The organism is Micromonospora palomenae (assembly GCF_007829925.1).
Classification (GTDB): domain Bacteria; phylum Actinomycetota; class Actinomycetes; order Mycobacteriales; family Micromonosporaceae; genus Micromonospora; species Micromonospora purpureochromogenes.
The window spans coordinates 138,490-156,953 of sequence record NZ_VIXA01000005.1 but is presented as its reverse complement, the minus strand read 5'-3'; the positions used below and the strand labels follow the sequence as shown (position 1 = coordinate 156,953).

Sequence of the window (18,464 nt, the reverse complement as noted above, 5' to 3'; positions counted from 1 at the left end):
CTCCGATCGTTATCGCTGGTCGCCCAACGATGCGCGAGGGGTCTGACGTTACGGCGACGGCCGCTGACATTCCGCTGATTTAGCTGCTGACAGAACGCGACCGCCGCCGCCGGTCACCCGGCTGCGGCGGTCGCGGCGTCGTGGTCAGGCCAGGTTCGACGAGCGCGGGTACGCATCCGTCGGGTCGGTGAGCACGTTGACCAGGTACGGCACCCCGGCGTCGAAGGCGCGGGCCAGGGCCGGCCCGAGGTCGGCGGCCTTGGCCACCGTCTCGCCGGCCCCGCCGAGCGCCTCGACCACCTTGTCGTAGCGCAGCTCCGGCTGGAGGTCGGCGGCGACGTCGTAGCCGTACATGGCCCGCATCGGGTGCTTCTCCAGCCCCCAGATGCCGTTGTTGCCGACCACGATGACCACCGGCAGCCGCTGCCGGACCAGGGACTCCACGTCCATCAGCGAGAAGCCGGCGGCGCCGTCGCCCATCAGCACGCAGATCTGCCGGTCCGGGTGGCTGACCCGGGCGCCCATCGCGTAGCCCATGCCGGTGCCCAGGCAGCCGTACGGGCCGGGGTCGAGCCAGGTGCCCGGCTGGGCCGGCTCCAGGTACCGGCCGGCGTACGAGACGAAGTCGCCGCCGTCGCCGATGGTGATCGCGTCGGGGGCGAGCACCCGGCGCAGCTCGCCGTAGACCCGGGCCGGCCGGATCGGATCGGTGTCGGCGGCCATCTCCTCGGCGTCGCGGGCCTTCGCGGCGTCCTCGGCGGTGCGCAGCTGGGCGATCCAGTCGGTGTGGTCGACCCGGTCGCCGCTCTGCCCGGCCAGCGCGGAGAGGATCAGCCGCAGGTCGCCGGCGGGGCTGGCGGCGGGCTGGACGTGCTCGGCCCGCTGGCTGGGGGCGTCGACGATGTGCACCACCGCCGCGTCGCCGAAATCGCCGAAGCTGAGCCGGAAGTCCAGCGGGGTGCCGATGACGACGACCACGTCGGCGCCCTTCAGGGCGACCCGGCGGGCCTTGGCGAAGGCGAGCGGGTGCTCCGGCGGCAGCGCCCCGCGCCCCATGCCGTTGGTGAAGACCGGCACCCCGAGCGCCTCGGCGGCCTCGCGGAGGGCGGCGACCGCGTCACCGGCGTACACGTCGGAGCCGGCGATGAACACCGGGCGCTGCGCGCCCGCGATCAGCCGGCCGGCGCGGGCCACCTCGTCCGGGTCCGGCTCGACCGGCGCGACGGCGACCGGCGCGGGCAGCTCGGCGTCGCCGACGCTGAAGACCGCCTCCAGCGGGAAGTCCAGGAAGGCCGGGCCCCGGTGCGGGGTGAGCGCGCTGGTCAGGGCGGCGGTGACGGCGCGCGGGATGTCGTCGGTGCTGAACACCGTCTCGGCGTGCTTGGTGACCGGGGCGACCAGCGGCAGGTGGTCCATCTCCTGGAGGCTGCCCGAGCCCCAGCGGAACTGCGGCGCCCGCCCGCCCAGCACCAGCACCGGCGAGGCGTTGAAGAACGCGCTGGTCAGCCCGGAGACGCCGTTGGTGACGCCGGGGCCGGCGGTGAGTACGGCCAGACCGGGGCGGCGGTTGAGCTTGGCCACCGCCTCGGCGGCGAAGACCGCCGACTGCTCGTGCCGCACGTCGTAGATCGGGAACCCGTGCTTGTGGGCGGCGTCGTAGAGCGGGAAGACGTGCCCGCCGGAGAGGGTGAACATCTCCCGTACGCCGTTGGCGCGCAGCGCCGCCAGCGCGAGCTCCCCGCCGTGGCCCTCGACCCGTTCCGTCATCGCCGCTCCCCTCGTCACATGACCGGTGTCACACGCTACTGGCCGGTACGGAGGATGTGAACACTTCTCGGTTCACCCGGGGGCCGGCGACCGCACGCGGGGTCGCCGGCCCGGGCCGACGGTCAGCGGCCGGTGAAGTCCGGCTTGCGCTTCGCCACGAAGGCGGCCATGCCCTCGCGCCGGTCGTCGGTGGCGAAGAGCGCCGCGAAGAGCTGGCTCTCCCAGGCCAGACCGGAGTTGAGGTCCATGTCCAGGCCGCCGTCGACGGCGAGCTTCGCCGCGCGCAGCGCCTGCACCGGGCCGGTCAGGTACGGCGTCACCAGCTCGACGGCCGTGTCGTAGACCTGCGCGGCCGGGGCGACCCGGTCGGCCAGGCCGATCCGCAGCGCCTCCTGGGCGTCCACCATCCGGCCGGACATGATCAGGTCCTTGGCGCGGGCCGGGCCGACCAGGCGGGCCAGCCGCTGGGTGCCGCCGGCGCCGGGGATGATGCCGAGCTTGATCTCCGGCTGGCCGAGCTTGGCGTCCTCGGCGACCACCCGCCAGTCGCAGGCCAGGGCCAGCTCGCAGCCGCCGCCGAGGGCGTACCCGGTGATCGCGGCGACCACCGGCTTGGGGATCCGGGCGATCGCGCCGAGGGCGCTGGACAGGTCCGCGGCCCGCTCCGCCATGTCCACGTAGGACATGTCGGCCATCTCCTTGATGTCCGCGCCGGCGGCGAAGACCTTCTCCCCGCCGTACACGATGACGGCGCGGACGCCGGGGTCGGCGGTGGCCGCCGCGGCCGCGGCGCGCAACTCCTCCTGCACCTGGGTGTTGAGCGCGTTCATCGGCGGCCGCTCCAGCCGGATGGTGCCGATGCCGTCCTTGGTCTCCAGCCGCACGAACTCGCTCACGCTGCCCTCACTTCCTCGTCGAAGTCGCGTGCCAACCTTACGGCCCGGTCGTTGGGGTACGTAGGCTGGTGTCAGCCCCGCCACCGGGAGTACCGCCATGATCACGTACTACGACGACAGGTCGGTGCAGGTCACCTCCACCGCGATCCACGTGGACGGGCGGACCTTCCCGCTCGCCGAGATCGGCATGGTCTGGCACCAGCGGGGCAGCCGTTCGTGGCGGGTGCTCGTCGGGCGCGGCGCCCTGGGCGCGGCCCTGGCCGGCCCCCTGGTCGCCGCCGTGCTGGGCGTGGCGCTCGCCGTCTGGCTGCACCGCTCGCTCACCGTCACCGTCGCCATCGTGGGCGCCTCGGTGCTGGTCGGGCTCGCCGTCGGCCCGCTCGCCGACTTCCTCTTCGAACACCTCGACCGCTCGTACGCCCGGGGCAGCCGGCAACTGGAGATGTGGGCCCGCTGGCGGGGCCGGCCGGTACTGCTGCTGCGCACCGGTGACGCGCTGCGCTTCGGCCAGGTCTACCGGGCGGTGCAGCGGGCGATGGAGAGCCGCCGCCCGGTGCCCGGCGCTCAGAACTCGATCGGCCCGTCGGGCACCATCTCCAGACCCCGCAGCAGGCCGTAGAGGTCCTGCTCGCCCCAGAACTGCACGATCCGGCCGCCGGCCAGCCGGTACATCTTGCAGGCGCTCTGCACGGCCGTGGCACCGGTGGCGTCCCGCCGGTAGGTCTGCGCCATCGAGACGACCACCCGGTCGCCCGCCGCGAAGAGCTCCCGGATCTCCTGGTCGAGCACGGTCAGCCCCGGCGCGGCGACGGCCCCCTCGACGAAGTGCCGGCCCCGGACGGCCCGGCCGGACCCGTAGATCTCCACGTCCTCGGCGACCACCGCCCGCAGCTCGGCCAGATCCCGGGTGACGAACGTCCGCAGGTACCGGCGGACCACCTCGACGTTGCCCTCGCTGTCGGCCATGCGCCCGCACGGTACGCCGCCCGACCGTGCCGCGCCGTCCCGCCGCCGGTCCCCCGGTCCGCGCCCCCTTGGCATGGGCCGGTGCCGGTCCCGGGGTGGCGGGTAACCCCCGGACGCTGTGGAGCTGATGTCGTCAACGACTCAGCCGCAGCGGCGCCCCTCCACTCCGGACAACCAACCGTCCCCGAGCCTCGCCCCCAACTCCCCCCTGTGCCCACCGGCCCGGGGCACCGGTGGAACCACATGGTTGTCACCGACGCCTTGTGACACCCATGCCGTTCCACTCGTCGCCGTCGGGCCACCCGTCGTGCGTCGCACGAAGGCCGGGACTCGCCACCGCGCAGGCACGGCTCGACACCGCACGCCCGGCCGGGCGGGTGAGTCGTTAACGACATCAGCTCGACAGCGTCCAGCAGCGCCCCCCGGACCCCGGACGGCCGCGCGGCCCGGAGGGCCGATTGCGTGCCGCGGCGACGGGGGCGGGTCCTGTCCACGGATGGTTAGGGTCTAGTGATGACCCTCTATTACCGGGACGACACCGTCCAGGTGACCTCGGAGTCGATCCGGGCCGGTGGGCAGGCGGTCCGGATCGCCGACGTGACGTACGTCTGGCACGCGCGCGGGGCGACGACGCTGGCCGTCCGGGGGCGGGTGCTGGGCCGGGGCGTCCTCGTGCTGCTGCTCTCGCTGCCACCACTGGTGGCGCTGGTCTGCGTGGTCTCGCTGGCCTGGTCGGCGCAGGACCGGGGCAACTGGAAGCTGGCGCTGGTCATCCTCGCCGGTTGCGCGGTCGGCGCGCTGGCCCTGACCCCCTTCCTGGAGCTGCCGCTGAGCTGGCTGGACCGCTCCTACGAGCGCGGCAACCGGGTGCACGAGCTGTGGGTGCAGCACCACGGGCAGGAGGTGATGCTGGTGCGCACCCCGGACGCGTTACGGTTCGGGCAGATCTACCGGGCCGTGCAGCGCGCCGTCGAGCACCAGGGAGAGCACCGATGACCACCCGTCGTGGCGAGGCTGCCGCCCTGGCCGGCCTGCTGGCCACCGCCGGCGTCACCCACTTCCTCAAGCCCCGGTTCTACGACCCGATCGTGCCGCGCGCGCTGCCCGGACCGGCCCGCTTCTGGACGTACGCCAGCGGGGCCGCCGAGCTGGCGGTGGCGGCGGCGGTCGCCCACCCGGCGACCCGGCGGCGCGGTGGCCTGGCCGCCGCCGCGCTCTTCGCCGCGGTGCTCCCGGCGAACGTGCAGATGGCGGCGGACTGGCGGGACAGGGGGCCGACCCGAAGGGCGGTCGCCTACGGCCGGCTGCCGCTGCAGGCGCCGCTGATCTGGTGGGCGCTGCGGGTGGCGCGTACCCGGCCATAACCCGGCTGTTATTGACGAACCGGGTGGTGGGCAGCGGAGCCCACCGAATGCTCTCCTCAGTGGACAGTGTCGTCCAACCTGGGGAGGCTGTCATGTTGAGGAGAGTGGCCGTCGCGGTCGCGACCGCCGTCACGCTCGTCCTGCCCGCGCCCGTCCCGACCGCCGCCGTGGCCGCCCCGACCACGACGTCCGTCGCCGACCCGAGCAACCCCGGCGGGTACGCCGCCGGCTACGTCGACACCACCGTCAGCGCGGCCGGCCGGTCGTTCTCGGCCCGGATCTACTACCCGGCGACCGCCGCGGGCAGCGGCCAGCCGGTGGCGGCGGGCCGGTTCCCGGCCGTCGCCTTCGGCCACGGCTTCTTCCAGAGCGTGTCGAAGTACTACTCGACCCTGGGTCATCTCGCCTCGTGGGGCTTCATCGTGCTCGCCCCCACCTCGCAGGGCGGCCTGTCGCCCAACCACAGCGCCTTCGCCGACGACCTGAACGCGGCGCTGACCTGGGTGGTCGCCCAGGAGACCACGGCCGGCTCACGCTTCGCGGGGCACGTCCGCACCGACAAGCTGGGGCTCTCCGGGCACTCCATGGGCGGCGGCGCCAGCATCCTCGCCGCGGCGCGCAACCCGAAGGTCGGCGCGGTGGCGAACCTGGCGGCGGCGGAGACCAACCCGTCGGCGAAGGCCGCCGCCGCGACGCTGACCATCCCGGTACGGCTGATCGCCGGTGACCGGGACACCATCGCCGGGGTCGCCGACCACCAGCGGCCGATCTACGCGGCGAAGCCGCCGACCAAGCAGCTGCGGATCATCAAGGGCGGCTTCCACTGCGGCTTCATGGACAGCGGGTCGCTCTTCTGCGACAGCGGCGGGATCAGCCGGGCGGCCCAACTGCCGATCAGCAAGCGGCTGCTCACCGAGTGGTTCCTGCTCTACCTCACCGGCGACGCCGGCTACGACGACGCGGTCTGGGGCGCCCCGGCGCAGAACGACCCGCAGGTCGGCTTCGAGGGCGTGCGCTGAACCGGCGCCGGCACGGGACGGTGCACGTCCCGTGCCGGCGCCCGCCCCCGGCGAGCCGGCGGCGGCTCAACTCAACGGCAGGGTGGTGGCCATCGGCCAGGCCAGCAGCGCCGCACCGACCAGGGCCGGCAGCCACCGGGGCGCGCCGGCCCGGCGCAGCACCGCCGCCCAGGCCGCCTGCCAGCCGACCAGCACCGCGAAGAGCGGCACCACCAGCAGCACGAACCCGGGTGCCAGCCCCACCACGGCGGAGGCGGTCAGGGCCAGCACGGCGATCCCGCCGACGGCCGCGTACCGCCAGCTCCGACCGGCCGTCGCCAGCTCCGCGCCGGTGAGGAAGACCAGGCAGGCGGCGGCCACGACGGGCAGCAGCCACCACCGGTCGCCCACCGGCAGCGCCGCGGTGAACCCGAGGTGGATCGGCACGGCGACGGCGGTCACCGCGTACCCGGTGAGCAGGACGGCGGCGACCGCGGACCACACCGGCGCGCGGTGGGCGACCGGCGCGGTCGCCGGGACCGGGGTCGAGGTGGCGGCGGGCAGCGGCCACCACCGCGCGGCGGCGGCCAGCAGCACGCCGGTCACCAGCAGGAAACCGGTGACGTGACCGCCCACCGCGAGCGGAAGCCGGGTGGTCGGCGCCAACGCGCCGACCAGCGCACCCAGGCCGGCGGCGGACGCCGCCACCGCCAGCACCGCGGCGGTCGGGGCGGCTGGCCACGATGGCCGGGGCCGGCGGCCGAGCAGCAGGGTCGCCAGCGGGACGAAGCCGAGCCCGAACCCGAGCAGCAGCAACCCGGCCGGCGCCAGCCGCGCGAGAGGTCGCGGCGGACCTCCGCCGCCACCCACCCACGCCGCGACCTCGTCATGGGTACGACCGGCGAAGAGCACCGAGATGTGCTCGACCCCGGGTACGACCACCAGCCGCCGCCCGACGCCCCGGCGGGACGTCGCCTCGGCGGTGTCGCGGAAGGCGGGGAACTCCGCGCCGCCGACGATGAGCAGCAGCCCGTCCGGCCGGCCGTCGGGCAGGTCGTCGGAGTCGGGCAGCGAGATGGCGACGGTACGGGCGACGTCCGGGTGGCCGGCGGCGTAGCGGGTGACCGCGCCGGCGCCCATCGAGTGTCCGACCAGGACGATCCGCGCCGGGTCGACGTCCGGCCGGGTACGCAGGTACGCGACGGCGACGGACAGGTCGTGCTCCAGGGTGGCGCGGGAGTCGGCGGCGTCCCGCCCGGCGCCGGGCAGCCGGGCCGGGTTGGCGCCGTGCCCGGCGCCGTCGACCAGCAGCGCGACCGCGCCCTGCCGGGCCACCGTGTCGGCGATCGGGCGCATCAGCCGGGCCGAGCCGGCGAACCCGTGGGCGATCACCACGCCCGGTCGGCGGCCCGGCACGCCGGTGGCCCGCACCTCGGTCAGCGGCACCCCGTCGACGGTCGCCCGTCGGGTGCTCAGCCCCGCGTCGGCCCGGGCCAGCCCGTACCCGCCGAACGCCAGGGCGAGCGCGGCGAGGACCGCGAGGACCGCGACCCGGCGGGCGGCCGGCGTGACGCCGAGGGGGCGGACCGACATGCCCGGCACCCTATCGCCCGAGCGCCCGCGCGACGCCCGGCCGGGCAGTGACCGGGACCGCGCCGTCGGGCGCGGGTGGCCGGGCCGACGCACACTGGTCACATGGCTATCCCCCTCCCCCGGCCGACCGCGGTCGTCGGCCTCACCCGCTCCGCCCTCGACCAGGCGTTCGGCTCGGCCGCCTCGTTCGCCGCCGTGCCGGCCCGCGCGTTCGCGGTGCTCGACGGCGTGGAGGCGCTGCTGGCCCGGATCAACGGGGTGGTGGACCGGATCGAGGGCACCCTGGACCGGACCGACCGGGTGCTCACCGACGCCGAGGCGGCGGTCCGCGAGGTCGCCGTGATCAGCGCGGCGGCGACCACCGCGATCGAGACCGCCACCGAGGTGGCCGCGGCGGCCGCCGTGGTGGTCGGCGAGGCCGAGCAGGTGTCCGGCGCGGCGGCCGTGGTGGTCGGGGAGGCCGAGCGGGTGGCCCGGGCGGCCGGCACGGTGGTCGCCGAGGCGGACGCCGTCGCCGGCCGGGCCGCCGGCACCATCGCCGCTGCCGAGCAGGCCACCGTGACGGCGGGCGAGCTGATGGCGGCGTACGAGCCGGCGCTGCGCCGGGGCGCGCCGATGGCGGCCCGCTTCATGGAGCAGCTCAGCCACGAGGAGGTCACCGCGGCGATCCGGCTGGTGGACGAGCTGCCCAAGCTCAAGGAGCACCTGACCGCCGACATCCTGCCGATCCTGGCCACCCTGGACCGGGTCGGCCCGGACCTGCACGACCTGCTCGACGTTACCCGCGACCTCAAGCTCGCCGTCGCCGGCATCCCCGGCCTCGGCATGCTGCGCCGTCGCGGCGAGCGCCTCACCGACGACCCGACCGAATGACCGGCCAGGGCCGGAGCGGTCAGCAGTCGCAGCGGGCGGTGGCGCGCGGGGCGGTCAGGTCGTCGACCGGCCGGCGGGTCTCCCCGCTCGGGGTACGCACCGGCAGCCCCTCCCGGACCCAGTACTCGTAGCCGCCCAGCATCTCCTTGACCCGGTAGCCGAGCCGGGCGAACTCCAGCGCCGCCCGGGTGGCGCCGTTGCACCCCGGCCCCCAGCAGTAGGTGACCACCGCCGTGCCGGCCGGCACCAGCTCGGCGGCACGAGTGGCGATCTCGGCCGTCGGCAGGTGCACCGCGCCGGGCAGGTGCCCCTGCCGCCAGGCGTCCGGCCCCCGCGAGTCGACCACCACCAGGCCGGGCACCCGGGCGGTCAGGTCGGCGTGCACGTCGCTGACGTCGGTGGAGAAGGTCAGCCGGTCGAGGAAGTGGGCGGCGGCGACGGCCGGGTCGGCCGGCGGCACCGAGAGCGTGTACGACATGCCTGTAGATCCTCGGCCGGCCACCGCCACCGACGGGAGTGGCGGGAACGACGTCCTCCGCTAACATCCCGCCATGACCCGTACGGTGGCCGTGCTGGCGTACCCGGGGATGTCGGTCTTCGAGACCGGCATCGTCACGGAGGTGTTCGGGCTGCCCCGCCCCGAGTTCGACGTCGACTGGTACGCGCTGACCGTCTGCGCGGAACGCCCCGGCCCGGTACCGGTGGTCGGCGGCGCCGCCCTGCACACCCCGTACGGCCTCGACGTGCTGGCCCGGGCCGGGACGGTGATCGTCCCGGGCGTGCCCGACGTGACCGCCGACCCGTCACCGGAGCTGGTCACCGCGCTGCGCCGGGCGCACCGCGCCGGCGCGCGGATCATGTCGATCTGCTCCGGCGCGTTCGCACTCGCCGGTGCCGGCCTGCTCGACGGCCGGCGTGCCACCACCCACTGGCGGTACGCCGACCTGCTGGCCCGGCGGTACCCGCGCGTCGAGGTCGACCCGGACGTGCTCTATCTGGACGACGGCGACGTGCTGACCAGCGCGGGCAGCGCCGCCGGGCTGGACCTCTGCGTGCACGTCGTCCGCCGGGACTTCGGCGCGGCGATCGCCAACGCGGTGGCCCGGCGGCTGGTGATTCCGCCGCACCGCGACGGCGGGCAGGCGCAGTTCATCGAGGCGCCGGTGCCGGCCGACCCGGGCGACGACCGGATCGCCCGCAGCATGGACTGGGCGCTGGCCCACCTCGCGGAGCCGCTGACCGTGCAGCGGCTGGCCCGGCAGGCGCACATGTCCTCCCGCACCTACCTGCGGCAGTTCGCCCGGGCCGCCGGGACCAGCCCGATCCGCTGGCTGATCGACCAGCGGGTGCGGGCCAGCCTGGTGCTGCTGGAGTCGACCGGGCTGCCGGTCGCCGAGGTGGCCCGGTCGGTCGGGTTCGACAGCGCGGTCACCTACCGGCACCACTTCGGCCGGGCGATGCGCACCTCGCCGTCGGCGTACCGCCGGGCCTTCCCCCGCGAGCCCGCCTGACCTGGCGCTGCGGGGACGCGGGCTGGGTGGCGTCAGCCGGCCGGCGGGGTGTAGAGCGCGTCGATCTCGTCCCGCCGGGGCAGCGCCACCGAGGCGCCGAGCCGGCGTACGCAGGCCGCGCCGGCCGCCGCGGCCCAGCGCACCGCGTCCAGCACCTCCCGGCCCTCGCCCCAGGCCACCGCCAGCGCGGCGGTGAACGCGTCGCCCGCGGCGGTGGTGTCGACGACGTCCACCTCGACCGCCGGCACGTGCACGTCCGCGCCGTCCCGGTCGCCGTACCAGGCGCCCGCACCGCCCAGGGTCAGCACCGCGCGGGGCACCAGTTCCAGCAGCGCACGCGGCTCGTCCCAACCCCGGCCGGTGAGCGCGTGCGCCTCCGGCTCGTTGACCACGAGCAGATCCACCGCGGCCAGCAGCTCGGCCGGCACCTGCCGGGCCGGCGCGGCGTTGAGGATGACCCGGGTGCCGGCCTCCCGGGCCGCCAGCGCCGCCGCGGTCACCGTCTCGACCGGGATCTCCAGCTGCGCGACCAGCACGTCCGCCTCGCGTACGGCGTCCAGCTCGCCACCGGTGAGACCGGTGAAGGCGGTGTTGGCGCCGGGGGTCACCAGGATGGCGTTCTCGCCGACGGCGTTGACCATGACCAGCGCCACCCCGGACGCGCCGTAGACCACCCGTAGCTGGCCGGTGTCCACCCCGGCGGCGGTGATCCGGGCGCGCAGGGTGACGCCGAAGGCGTCGGAGCCGATCGCGCCGAGGAAGGCGCAGGACGCGCCGGCCCGGACCGCGGCGATCGCCTGGTTGGCGCCCTTGCCGCCGGGCACCGTCACGAAGTCGCTGCCGAGCACGGTCTCCCCCGGCCGGGGCAGCGTCGGGCCGGTGCCGACGAGGTCCATGTTCGCGCTGCCCACCACGACGACCCGGGTCTGCCGCACCACGACCTCCTGCCGACCTGCACGTTGCGGCGAGTCTAGGACCAGCCGTCGGCCGAGAGCCGGCCGGCTCAGGCGGCTCGGGCGGTGTACCGCTCGCCGCGCCGCTCGACCACCAGCGGCAGGCCGAAGGTCTTGGACAGGTTGTCGCCGCTGAGCGTCTCGGCGAGCAGCCCCTGGGCGACCACCCCGCCCTCGCGCAGCAGCAGCGCGTGGGTGAAGCCCGGCGGGATCTCCTCGACGTGGTGGGTGACCAGGACCAGGGCGGGGGCGTCCGGGTCGTACGCCAGCTCGGCCAGCCGGGCCACCAGGTCCTCGCGCCCGCCCAGGTCGAGCCCGGCGGCCGGCTCGTCGAGGAGCAGCAGCTCGGGGTCGGTCATCAGGGCGCGGGCGATCTGCACCCGCTTGCGCTCGCCCTCGGACAGCGTCCCGTACGCCCGCTCGGCGAGATGCCCGACGCCCAGCTGCCCGAGCAGCGCGCGGGCCCGGGACTCGTCGGTGCGGTCGTAGCTCTCCCGCCACCGGCCGACCACCGACCAGGCGGCGGTGACGACCACGTCGCTGACCCGCTCCTCGGCGGGTACCCGCTCGGCCAGCGCGGCGGTGGAGAGGCCGATGCGCATCCGCAGCTCGTTGACGTCGGTGCGGCCGATCCGCTCGCCGAGCACGTGCGCGGTGCCGCTGGTCGGGTGCAGGCGGCCGGCGGCCAGGTTGAGCAGGGTGGTCTTGCCCGCGCCGTTGGGGCCGAGGACGACCCACCGCTCGTCGAGCTCGACCCGCCAGTCCACGTCGTGCAGCAGCGCGGTGCCGGAGCGCTTGACGCCGACACCGTCGAGGCTGACCACCAGATCCGCGTCCACGGGGGCGGGGGCGGCGGGGGCGCCGGCGGCGCCGGGGATCAGGTCACCAGTCACCGCTCCATCCAACCACGCAGCCCGCGGGGTGCCCCCCACGGGCGAGGCTCCGGCCATAGGGTGAGGCGCCGTGTCGTTGGTCACCACAGCCGGAGGACGTGCCATGCCCGATCGAGGTCAGGAGCAGCGCCGATGAGCGCCGTCATCGAGATCGAGGGGCTGCGCAAGACGTTCCACACCCTGCGGCAGGGGCGGCGGGTCGCGGTCGACGGCTTCGACATGCTGGTGGAGGCCGGGCAGGTGCACGGCTTCCTCGGCCCGAACGGCTCCGGCAAGACCACCACCCTGCGTGCTCTGCTGGGCCTGGTGAGCGCCGACGGCGGCCGGATGAGCGTGCTCGGCTCCCCCGCGCCGGAGAAGCTGGCCCGGGTGGCCGGCCGGGTCGGCGCGATCGTGGAGAGCCCGCAGTTCTTCGGCAACTTCACCGGTCACCGCACGCTGCGGCTGCTGGCACTGGCCGGCGGGGTGCCGACCGGCCGGGTCGACGAGGTGCTGGAGCAGGTCGGGCTGCGCGACCGGGGCCACGACCGGGTGAAGGGCTACTCGCTGGGCATGCGGCAGCGGCTGGCCGTGGCCTCCGCCCTGCTCAAGGATCCCGAGCTGCTGATCCTCGACGAGCCGGCGAACGGGCTGGACCCGGGGGGCATCCGCGAGATGCGGGACCTGATGCGGTCGCTGGCCGACGCGGGGGTGACGGTGCTGGTCTCCAGCCACATCCTGGCCGAGATCCAGCTGATCTGCGACCACGTCACGATCATCTCGCGGGGACGCCGGGTGGCGGCGGGCCGGGTCGAGGAGGTGCTGGCCGGCTACGACCAGCACGAGTGGCAGGTCCGGGTGGCCGAACCGGCCCGAGCGGCCGAGCTGCTGGCGGCGGCCGGCCTGTCGGTCACCGACCACGACGGGCTGCTGGTGGTCGCCGGCGCGGAGGAGCCCGAGCTGATCTCCCGCACGCTGGGCGAGCAGGGGGTCTGGGTACGCGAGCTGACCCCGATCCGCCCCGACCTGGAGAGCGTCTTCCTGGAACTGACCGGCACCGCACCACATCCGACACTGCCGCGGCAGGTGGGCGAGGCCGCCCTGCCCGGGGAGGGACCCGACGCACCCATGATCGACCTCGACGTGACCGCCGACCGGGAGGTGTCGGCATGAACCTCGTCCGCGCCGAGGTGGAGCGGCTCGCCGCCCGCCGTTTCGTCCAGCTGATGCTGGTGCTGCTGGCTTTGGCCTTCGCCATCACCGCGGCCACCACCCTGGTCGGGTCGCACCAGCCGTCGGCGAGCGAGGTCGCCGCGGCGGAGGCGCAGCTCGCCCAGGTGATCCGCGGCATGGAGGCCGACCACGAGTACTGCCTGAAGGTCAAGGCGGGCGAGCTGCCGGTCGACGAGGACAGGTACCTGCCGGCAGACTGCAGCGAGGTGGACCCGGTGCTGCGGGACGAGGTGCCGGTGGTCGCCGACTTCCTCAGCGGCGTCTTCGTCTTCGGCCAGCAGGCGGGTCCGCTGCTGTACTTCCTGATCGCCTTCCTGGTGCTGTTCGGTTTCCTGGTCGGGGCCTCGTACATCGGCGCCGACCTGAACTCCGGCGGGGTGGTGAACCTGCTGCTGTGGCGGCCGCGCCGGCTCACCGTGCTCGGCGCGAAGCTGGGCACGCTGCTCGGGGTGGTGGCGCTGCTGTCGGTGGTGGCGACGGTGGTCTACCTCGGCACGTTCTGGACGATCGCCCAGACGGCCGGGCTGCCGGGCCGGCTGGACGGGGCGTTCTGGCAGGACCTGGGCGGCCGCTACGGGCGCGGCCTGGTGCTGGTGCTGCTCGCCACCGCGCTGGGCTTCGGCATCGCCACGCTGGGCCGGCACACCTCGGCGGCGCTCGGCGCGGTGGCCGCCTACGCGGTGGTCTGGGAGCTGGGCGCGCGGCTGGTGTTCGAGATCCTCGACGTGGCCCGCCCGGACCAGCTGATGCTCTCCTCCTACATCGCGGCCTGGCTCGCCGGCCAGGTGGAGTTCTATGACGACCACGTCTGCCGGAACGCGTCGGGCTTCGGCTTCTGCGACGGCACGTACACGATCACCTGGGCCCCGGCGCTGCTGGTGCTGCTGGCCCTCGCCGGCGCGGTGACGGCCGCCGCGTTCGCGGTGTTCCGCCGGCGCGACCTGATCTGACCGGCCGTCGTGCCGGGGCGGGCGACCGCCCCGGCACGGCCCGGCCCACCGGCCCGCCCCGGCGGGATCTTGCTGCAGGCAGGCCGGTGGTGAAGAATTCCTTCACATGACGGGTGGCGTACGGCGACGGGCGTCAGCCGACCGTCGACCCGAAGACCTCGTCCCGGACGGCGTCGAGCGCCGTACGCAGCGCGCCGCGCAGGATCGGCTCCTCGGTCAGCCCGGTCGGCACCACCCGGGGCCGCACCAGCGTGATCGCGGCGACCTCCTGCTGCACCCGCTCGGCCAGCGCCGCCCCGCCGGCCTGCCCGACCTCGCCGGCGAGCACCACCAGCGGCGGGTCCAGCACCACGCAGGTGCTGGCCACGCCGAGGGCCAGCCGCCGGGCCAGCTCGTCGAGCATCGGGGCGCCGGCCGTACCGGCGGCGACGGCGTCGCGCACCACGTCGGCCGCGCAGCCGCCGTCGAAGCCGTGCTCACGGGCCACCGCGCGGACCGCGTCCGCCCCGGCGAGCTGCTGGAACGCCGGCTTGGCCCGGCGGGAGACGTCGCGCGGGATCGGCACCCCGGGCACCGGCAGGTAGCCGATCTCACCGGCCGCGCCGCTGCTGCCGTGGTGCAGCCGCCCGCCCAGCATGATCGCCAGACCGACGCCGGCGCCCACCCAGACCAGCACGAAGTCCGCCAGGCCCTGGGCCGCGCCGGACTGCGCCTCGGCGACGGCGGCCAGGTTGACGTCGTTCTCGAAGACCACCGGGGTGTGCAGGTCCTCGCGGAGCGCGGCGAGCAGGCCCCGGTGCCAGCGCGGCAGGTTGAAGGCGAAGGTGATGTCGCCGGTGCCCGGGTCCACCAGGCCGGGGGTGCCCAGCACCACCCGTCGCACGCTGGACAGCTCCGCGCCGGCGCTGCTCGCCGCCCGCACCACCGCGTTGTGCACCACGCCGACCGGGTCGTCGGTGTCCCGGGTGGACTGCTCCACCCGGCCGATGACGGCTCCGGTGATGTCGGCGCAGGCCGCCACCACCCGCTCCGCGCCGACGTCCACGCCGACCACGTGCGCGCTGCCCGGGCGTACCGCGTAGAGCTGGGCGTTCGGGCCCCGCCCGCCGGCCTGCTCACCGACCCGGGTGACCAGCCCGCGCTCCTCCAGCCGCTCGACCAGCTGCGAGGCGGTGACCTTGGACAGGCCGGTCAGCTCGCCGAGCCGGGCCCGGGTCAGCGGGCCCCGTTCGAGCAGCAGTTCCAGTGCCGCTCGGTCGTTGAGCGCCCGCAACAGGCGGGGTGTGCCGGGCAGCCGGGTCGCACTCATGCCACGTCCTCTAGTTTCCGTAAACTTCGCCAACCGAATCGACCTGCGGGCGGGTGCCCGTAGCGTATCGGCCACCCCGCACCCGGGAACTCGGACGACCGACCGCTCCCGGTGCGACACTCGTGCCGTCCGGCACCGAAGGGGGAAAGACACGTGGGGCTGGATCCAGGCCTGCGCCGGCTCGCGCTCGGCACGCTGCTCGCCGCGTACCCGGGGCCGGTGCCGCCGGAGTGGGCCGTCGACCTGGTCGCCGAGGGGCTGGCCGGGCACACCCTGTTCGGCACCAACGTCCACGATCCCGCGCAGGTGGCCGCGAGCACCCTCGCGCTGCGCGCCGGCCGGCCGGACGTGCTGATCGCCATCGACGAGGAGGGCGGCGACGTCACCCGGCTGGCGCACGCCACCGGCAGCCCGTACCCGGGCAACGCGGCGCTCGGCGCGGTCGACGACACCGCGCTCACCGGCCGGGTCTACGCGGCCATCGGCGCCGAGCTGGCCGCCCTCGGCATCACCGTCAACCTGGCCCCGACCGTCGACGTCAACACCGCCGACGAGAACCCGGTGATCGGCACCCGGTCGTTCGGCGCCGACCCGGCCCGGGTCGCCGCCCACTCCGCCGCCGCCGTCGAGGGTCTCCAGTCGGTCGGGGTCGCCGCCTGCGCCAAGCACTTCCCCGGGCACGGCGCCACCGTGGCCGACTCGCATCACGAGCTGCCCACCGTGGACGTGTCCCCGGCCCTGCTGCGCGAGCGGGACCTGCCGCCGTTCGCGGCGGTCGTCGAGGCGGGCGCCCGGGCCGTGATGACCGCCCACATCCGGGTGCCGGCGCTCACCGGGGACGGGCCGGCCACGTTCAGCCGGGCCGTCCTGGTCGACCTGCTCCGCGGCGAGTACGGCTTCACCGGCACGGTGATCACCGACGCGCTGGAGATGCAGGGCGCCGCGCTGGCCGCCGGCGGCGTCGGGCCGGCCGCCGTGCGTGCGCTGGCCGCCGGCGCGGACCTGCTCTGCATCGGCGCGAAGGTCGACGCCGCGCTGGTCGAGCACGTGGCCGGCGAGATCGTCGCGGCGATCGGCGACGGCCGGCTGGACCGCGCCCGGGTCGAGGAGGCGGCCGGCCGCACCGCCGCGCTCGCCGCCTGGACCCGGGCCGCCGGCATCCCGCCGGCCACCCCCACCGACCTCGGGTACGCCGCCGCGCGCCGCGCGGTCCGCGTCGAGGGCGAGGTCGACGGGTTGGCCCGGCCGCTGGTGGTGCAGCTGCACGCCACCGCCACCATGGCCGAGGGGCGGGTGCCGTGGGGTCTGGGCCCGCACCTGGACGGCCTGGAGGAGGTACGCGTCGTCGCCCACGAAGCGGATGCCGCCGCGCTGGGGCGGCTCGCCGACGGCCGGCCGATCGTGCTGGTCGGGCGGCACCTGCACCGGCTGCCCGGCGGCGCCGCGCTGGTCGACGCGCTGGCCGCCGTGTACCCGGTGACGGTGGTCGAGATGGGCTGGCCGGGGCGCTGGCGGCCGACCGGCGTACGCGCCTTCGTCACCACCTACGGGGCGAGCCACGCCAACGGCCGGGCGGCGGCGGAGGCGCTGGGGCTGATCGGCTGAGGCCCGTTCGCGGCGCTGCGGCCGGTCAACGGGGGTTCTAGGCGGCGGGGGCGTCGGGGTCGACGGCGGACGGCCTCCGGTGCCGGGGCGCGAGCCCGACCAGGCTGTCGACGCCGGTGATCCGCAGCACCCGGGCCACCACCGGCTGCGGGTCGACGACCCGGAGGCTGGCGCCCCGACCGACGGCCTCGGCGGCCCCGCGCAGCAGGGCGGCGACCCCGGTCGAGTCCAGGAAGGGCACCTCGGTGAGGTCCACGACCAGCTCCACCGTGTCCGGCAGGTCGAGGGCGGCGTCCAGGGCGTCCTGCACCACGGCGGCGGTGGCGATGTCCAGGTCGCCGACGGGCCGCAGGACGATCCGCCCGCCGTCCTCGTGCCGCCTGTCCACCCGCATGTCCCGCTCCTCGCCGAGCTGCCGCCGTCGCGGCACGACGATACCCGCCGGGCGGCGCCACAGCCCGGGTCGCGGTCCGCCGCCCGCACCTCCCGCACGCTCCGTCACCGTCGCCGCCCACCGGGTCGACGGCTCTTGCCGCAGCTCAAGTCCACTACCGGACACGCCGAAACGGTCGGTTACCTCTTGCTCACGAGCCGATCCGTACGTAGCGTCACCATCAACGGGACCGGTCGGCGGGTACGCCGGCACACGGAGGGCCTGGGGGAAAGGCTGCGGACCGTGGATTCGGCCCGGAATCCACGGTCCGCGCCCTGCCACCACGACGCCGCGCGGCGCGGTCAGCGCGGTCACCGGGGATAGACGCCGTACGATCGCCAGCCCCGGTCCGGGAAGCCGGCCGCGTCCGCCACCCGGGCCGAGGCGACGTTGGCCGGGTCGTGCCGGTACGTCGGGACCGCACCCTCGTCGAGCACCCGCCGGGCGGCCTGGGCGACCAGCCGGCGGGCCAGGCCGCGGCCGCGCGCGGCCGGCGTCGTCCCCACCGCCAGCTCGTGTCCGTGCAGGTCGTGTCGCTTGATCCCGACACCGGCGAGGTAGCCGCCGTCGGTGTCCCGGACCACCAGCACCTCCCGGTCGAACAGCCGCAGCCAGGGAGGGAACGCCGGGTCGGTCGGCGGGACCCAGTGCCCCACCTCGGGTAGCGGGGCCGGGTCCAGGCACCACCGGAAGACGTCGTCGGCCAGCATCCAGTCCGGTTGGCCGACGGCGGCGGGCAGCGCCGCGAGCAGCTCGGCCTCCGGCCCGCGGGCCAGCGCGCGGATCGCCAGCACCCGCTCCGGCGGCACCGAGAGCACGGTGCTGCCGGCGGCCTGGACGGCGATCGCCGGTCGCAGCCGCCCGTCCCAGGACGGTCGCCCGCGCCGGCGGGAGCCGACGACGTGCAGGCCGGGGCCGGCCGGCCACTGGCCCAGCCAGGTGACCAGGTGCAGGTAGAGCCGGCGGTCGAGCACCGGACACCTCCCTCGCCCGCTCGGGTACGACCACCTCGTCGTGATCACCGTACGCCGCGCAGACCGGGCCGACCTCCCGTTGCGCTCGACGCGGGCCGGTTGACGGCCCGGCCGCCCGGGTAGACGTACCGAGCGAGGCCGATGCCCGGGAACCTGAGACATCGATC

The 18,464-nt window shown here is 75.6% G+C and carries 19 protein-coding genes; 9 read left to right on the top strand and 10 right to left on the bottom strand.

From position 1 onward, the window contains the following. Positions 1 to 144: 144 nt before the first annotated feature. Together FHX75_RS27685 and FHX75_RS27680 are read right to left on the bottom strand one after the other, a co-directional pair. Positions 145 to 1,767, bottom strand: a complete 1,623-nt coding sequence (locus FHX75_RS27685) for an acetolactate synthase (protein ID WP_154943296.1) — start codon at positions 1,765 to 1,767, stop codon at positions 145 to 147. Positions 1,768 to 1,889: 122 nt separating this feature from the next. Beyond that, positions 1,890 to 2,663, bottom strand: coding sequence for an enoyl-CoA hydratase-related protein (locus FHX75_RS27680; RefSeq protein WP_154943295.1), 774 nt, complete (start codon positions 2,661 to 2,663; stop codon positions 1,890 to 1,892). 97 nt (positions 2,664 to 2,760) lie between these two features. On the opposite strand from FHX75_RS27680, the gene FHX75_RS27675 reads away from it, so the two are divergent. Continuing rightward, positions 2,761 to 3,282, top strand: a complete 522-nt coding sequence (locus tag FHX75_RS27675; protein WP_154943294.1) for a DUF6232 family protein — start codon at positions 2,761 to 2,763, stop codon at positions 3,280 to 3,282. Here FHX75_RS27675 and FHX75_RS27670 read toward each other — a convergent pair. Further along, entirely contained in the window at positions 3,228 to 3,629 is a 402-nt protein-coding gene (locus tag FHX75_RS27670) for a nuclear transport factor 2 family protein (protein ID WP_154943293.1), read from the bottom strand. The two genes, FHX75_RS27675 and FHX75_RS27670, sit on opposite strands and share 55 nt — an antisense overlap. Positions 3,630 to 4,142: 513 nt before the next feature. Here FHX75_RS27670 and FHX75_RS27665 point away from each other — a divergent pair. From FHX75_RS27665 to FHX75_RS27655, 3 genes are all read left to right on the top strand, one after another. After that, positions 4,143 to 4,625, top strand: a complete 483-nt coding sequence (locus FHX75_RS27665; protein ID WP_154943292.1) for a DUF6232 family protein — start codon at positions 4,143 to 4,145, stop codon at positions 4,623 to 4,625. Then, positions 4,622 to 4,993, top strand: a complete 372-nt coding sequence (locus FHX75_RS27660; protein ID WP_154943291.1) for a DoxX family protein — start codon at positions 4,622 to 4,624, stop codon at positions 4,991 to 4,993. The genes FHX75_RS27665 and FHX75_RS27660 overlap by 4 nt, the downstream gene beginning before the upstream one ends. 92 nt (positions 4,994 to 5,085) lie before the next feature. Next, positions 5,086 to 6,012 carry an alpha/beta hydrolase family protein gene (locus tag FHX75_RS27655; RefSeq protein ID WP_154943290.1) on the top strand — a complete coding sequence of 309 codons (927 nt, stop codon included), beginning with the start codon at positions 5,086 to 5,088 and terminating at the stop codon, positions 6,010 to 6,012. Positions 6,013 to 6,078: 66 nt separating this feature from the next. Here the strand turns inward: FHX75_RS27655 and FHX75_RS27650 are convergent, their stop codons facing one another. Beyond that, positions 6,079 to 7,584 (bottom strand): alpha/beta fold hydrolase, encoded by a 1,506-nt coding sequence (locus FHX75_RS27650; RefSeq protein WP_154943289.1) that lies wholly within the window; start codon positions 7,582 to 7,584, stop codon positions 6,079 to 6,081. A 102-nt stretch (positions 7,585 to 7,686) separates the two neighbouring features. On the opposite strand from FHX75_RS27650, the gene FHX75_RS27645 reads away from it, so the two are divergent. Next, on the top strand, positions 7,687 to 8,457 hold the full coding sequence (locus FHX75_RS27645; protein ID WP_154943288.1) for a hypothetical protein: 771 nt from the start codon (positions 7,687 to 7,689) through the stop codon (positions 8,455 to 8,457). Positions 8,458 to 8,476: 19 nt separating this feature from the next. On the opposite strand, the gene FHX75_RS27640 is transcribed toward FHX75_RS27645, so the two are convergent. Next, positions 8,477 to 8,935 carry a rhodanese-like domain-containing protein gene (locus tag FHX75_RS27640; protein WP_154943287.1) on the bottom strand — a complete coding sequence of 153 codons (459 nt, stop codon included), beginning with the start codon at positions 8,933 to 8,935 and terminating at the stop codon, positions 8,477 to 8,479. A gap of 73 nt (positions 8,936 to 9,008) precedes the next feature. Here FHX75_RS27640 and ftrA point away from each other — a divergent pair, with 73 nt between their 5' ends. Further along, positions 9,009 to 9,968 (top strand): transcriptional regulator FtrA, encoded by a 960-nt coding sequence (ftrA, locus tag FHX75_RS27635; RefSeq protein ID WP_154943286.1) that lies wholly within the window; start codon positions 9,009 to 9,011, stop codon positions 9,966 to 9,968. 32 nt (positions 9,969 to 10,000) lie between these two features. On the opposite strand, the gene FHX75_RS27630 is transcribed toward ftrA, so the two are convergent. Both FHX75_RS27630 and FHX75_RS27625 read right to left on the bottom strand, forming a co-directional pair. Then, the gene (locus FHX75_RS27630) at positions 10,001 to 10,903 is read right to left on the bottom strand and encodes a ribokinase (protein WP_154943285.1); all 903 of its coding nucleotides are present in this window, start codon (positions 10,901 to 10,903) and stop codon (positions 10,001 to 10,003) included. 68 nt (positions 10,904 to 10,971) lie between these two features. Further along, positions 10,972 to 11,871 carry an ABC transporter ATP-binding protein gene (locus FHX75_RS27625; RefSeq protein ID WP_170285488.1) on the bottom strand — a complete coding sequence of 300 codons (900 nt, stop codon included), beginning with the start codon at positions 11,869 to 11,871 and terminating at the stop codon, positions 10,972 to 10,974. Between the two features lie 75 nt (positions 11,872 to 11,946). Here FHX75_RS27625 and FHX75_RS27620 point away from each other — a divergent pair, with 75 nt between their 5' ends. Together FHX75_RS27620 and FHX75_RS27615 are read left to right on the top strand one after the other, a co-directional pair. Continuing rightward, a complete protein-coding gene (locus tag FHX75_RS27620; RefSeq protein WP_154943283.1) occupies positions 11,947 to 12,966 on the top strand; it encodes an ABC transporter ATP-binding protein in 1,020 nt (339 codons plus the stop codon). Further along, positions 12,963 to 13,976: an ABC transporter permease subunit gene (locus FHX75_RS27615; protein ID WP_154943282.1), complete on the top strand. Its 1,014-nt coding sequence runs from the start codon at positions 12,963 to 12,965 to the stop codon at positions 13,974 to 13,976. The genes FHX75_RS27620 and FHX75_RS27615 overlap by 4 nt, the downstream gene beginning before the upstream one ends. A gap of 133 nt (positions 13,977 to 14,109) precedes the next feature. Here the strand turns inward: FHX75_RS27615 and FHX75_RS27610 are convergent, their stop codons facing one another. Next, a complete protein-coding gene (locus FHX75_RS27610; RefSeq protein WP_154943281.1) occupies positions 14,110 to 15,285 on the bottom strand; it encodes an ROK family transcriptional regulator in 1,176 nt (391 codons plus the stop codon). Between the two features lie 153 nt (positions 15,286 to 15,438). Between FHX75_RS27610 and FHX75_RS27605 the strand changes: the two genes are divergently transcribed. Continuing rightward, positions 15,439 to 16,890: a glycoside hydrolase family 3 protein gene (locus FHX75_RS27605; protein WP_154943280.1), complete on the top strand. Its 1,452-nt coding sequence runs from the start codon at positions 15,439 to 15,441 to the stop codon at positions 16,888 to 16,890. Between the two features lie 37 nt (positions 16,891 to 16,927). On the opposite strand, the gene FHX75_RS27600 is transcribed toward FHX75_RS27605, so the two are convergent. Both FHX75_RS27600 and FHX75_RS27595 read right to left on the bottom strand, forming a co-directional pair. Then, positions 16,928 to 17,284, bottom strand: coding sequence for an STAS domain-containing protein (locus tag FHX75_RS27600; RefSeq protein WP_154943279.1), 357 nt, complete (start codon positions 17,282 to 17,284; stop codon positions 16,928 to 16,930). 350 nt (positions 17,285 to 17,634) lie between these two features. Beyond that, a complete protein-coding gene (locus FHX75_RS27595) occupies positions 17,635 to 18,297 on the bottom strand; it encodes a GNAT family N-acetyltransferase (protein WP_211364619.1) in 663 nt (220 codons plus the stop codon). Positions 18,298 to 18,464 lie beyond the last annotated feature (167 nt).

Bases quoted from the DNA above. Each gene is read 5' to 3' on its own strand.
- FHX75_RS27685 (WP_154943296.1), bottom strand. From the start codon at position 1,767: ATGACGGAACGGGTCGAGGGCCACGGCGGGGAGCTCGCGCTGGCGGCG.
- FHX75_RS27675 (WP_154943294.1), top strand. From the start codon at position 2,761: ATGATCACGTACTACGACGACAGGTCGGTGCAGGTCACCTCCACCGCG.
- FHX75_RS27670 (WP_154943293.1), bottom strand. From the start codon at position 3,629: ATGGCCGACAGCGAGGGCAACGTCGAGGTGGTCCGCCGGTACCTGCGG.
- FHX75_RS27665 (WP_154943292.1), top strand. From the start codon at position 4,143: ATGACCCTCTATTACCGGGACGACACCGTCCAGGTGACCTCGGAGTCG.
- FHX75_RS27660 (WP_154943291.1), top strand. From the start codon at position 4,622: ATGACCACCCGTCGTGGCGAGGCTGCCGCCCTGGCCGGCCTGCTGGCC.
- FHX75_RS27655 (WP_154943290.1), top strand. From the start codon at position 5,086: ATGTTGAGGAGAGTGGCCGTCGCGGTCGCGACCGCCGTCACGCTCGTC.
- FHX75_RS27650 (WP_154943289.1), bottom strand. From the start codon at position 7,584: ATGTCGGTCCGCCCCCTCGGCGTCACGCCGGCCGCCCGCCGGGTCGCG.
- FHX75_RS27645 (WP_154943288.1), top strand. From the start codon at position 7,687: ATGGCTATCCCCCTCCCCCGGCCGACCGCGGTCGTCGGCCTCACCCGC.
- FHX75_RS27640 (WP_154943287.1), bottom strand. From the start codon at position 8,935: ATGTCGTACACGCTCTCGGTGCCGCCGGCCGACCCGGCCGTCGCCGCC.
- ftrA (WP_154943286.1), top strand. From the start codon at position 9,009: ATGACCCGTACGGTGGCCGTGCTGGCGTACCCGGGGATGTCGGTCTTC.
- FHX75_RS27625 (WP_170285488.1), bottom strand. From the start codon at position 11,871: ATGGCCGGAGCCTCGCCCGTGGGGGGCACCCCGCGGGCTGCGTGGTTG.
- FHX75_RS27620 (WP_154943283.1), top strand. From the start codon at position 11,947: ATGAGCGCCGTCATCGAGATCGAGGGGCTGCGCAAGACGTTCCACACC.
- FHX75_RS27615 (WP_154943282.1), top strand. From the start codon at position 12,963: ATGAACCTCGTCCGCGCCGAGGTGGAGCGGCTCGCCGCCCGCCGTTTC.
- FHX75_RS27610 (WP_154943281.1), bottom strand. From the start codon at position 15,285: ATGAGTGCGACCCGGCTGCCCGGCACACCCCGCCTGTTGCGGGCGCTC.
- FHX75_RS27600 (WP_154943279.1), bottom strand. From the start codon at position 17,284: ATGCGGGTGGACAGGCGGCACGAGGACGGCGGGCGGATCGTCCTGCGG.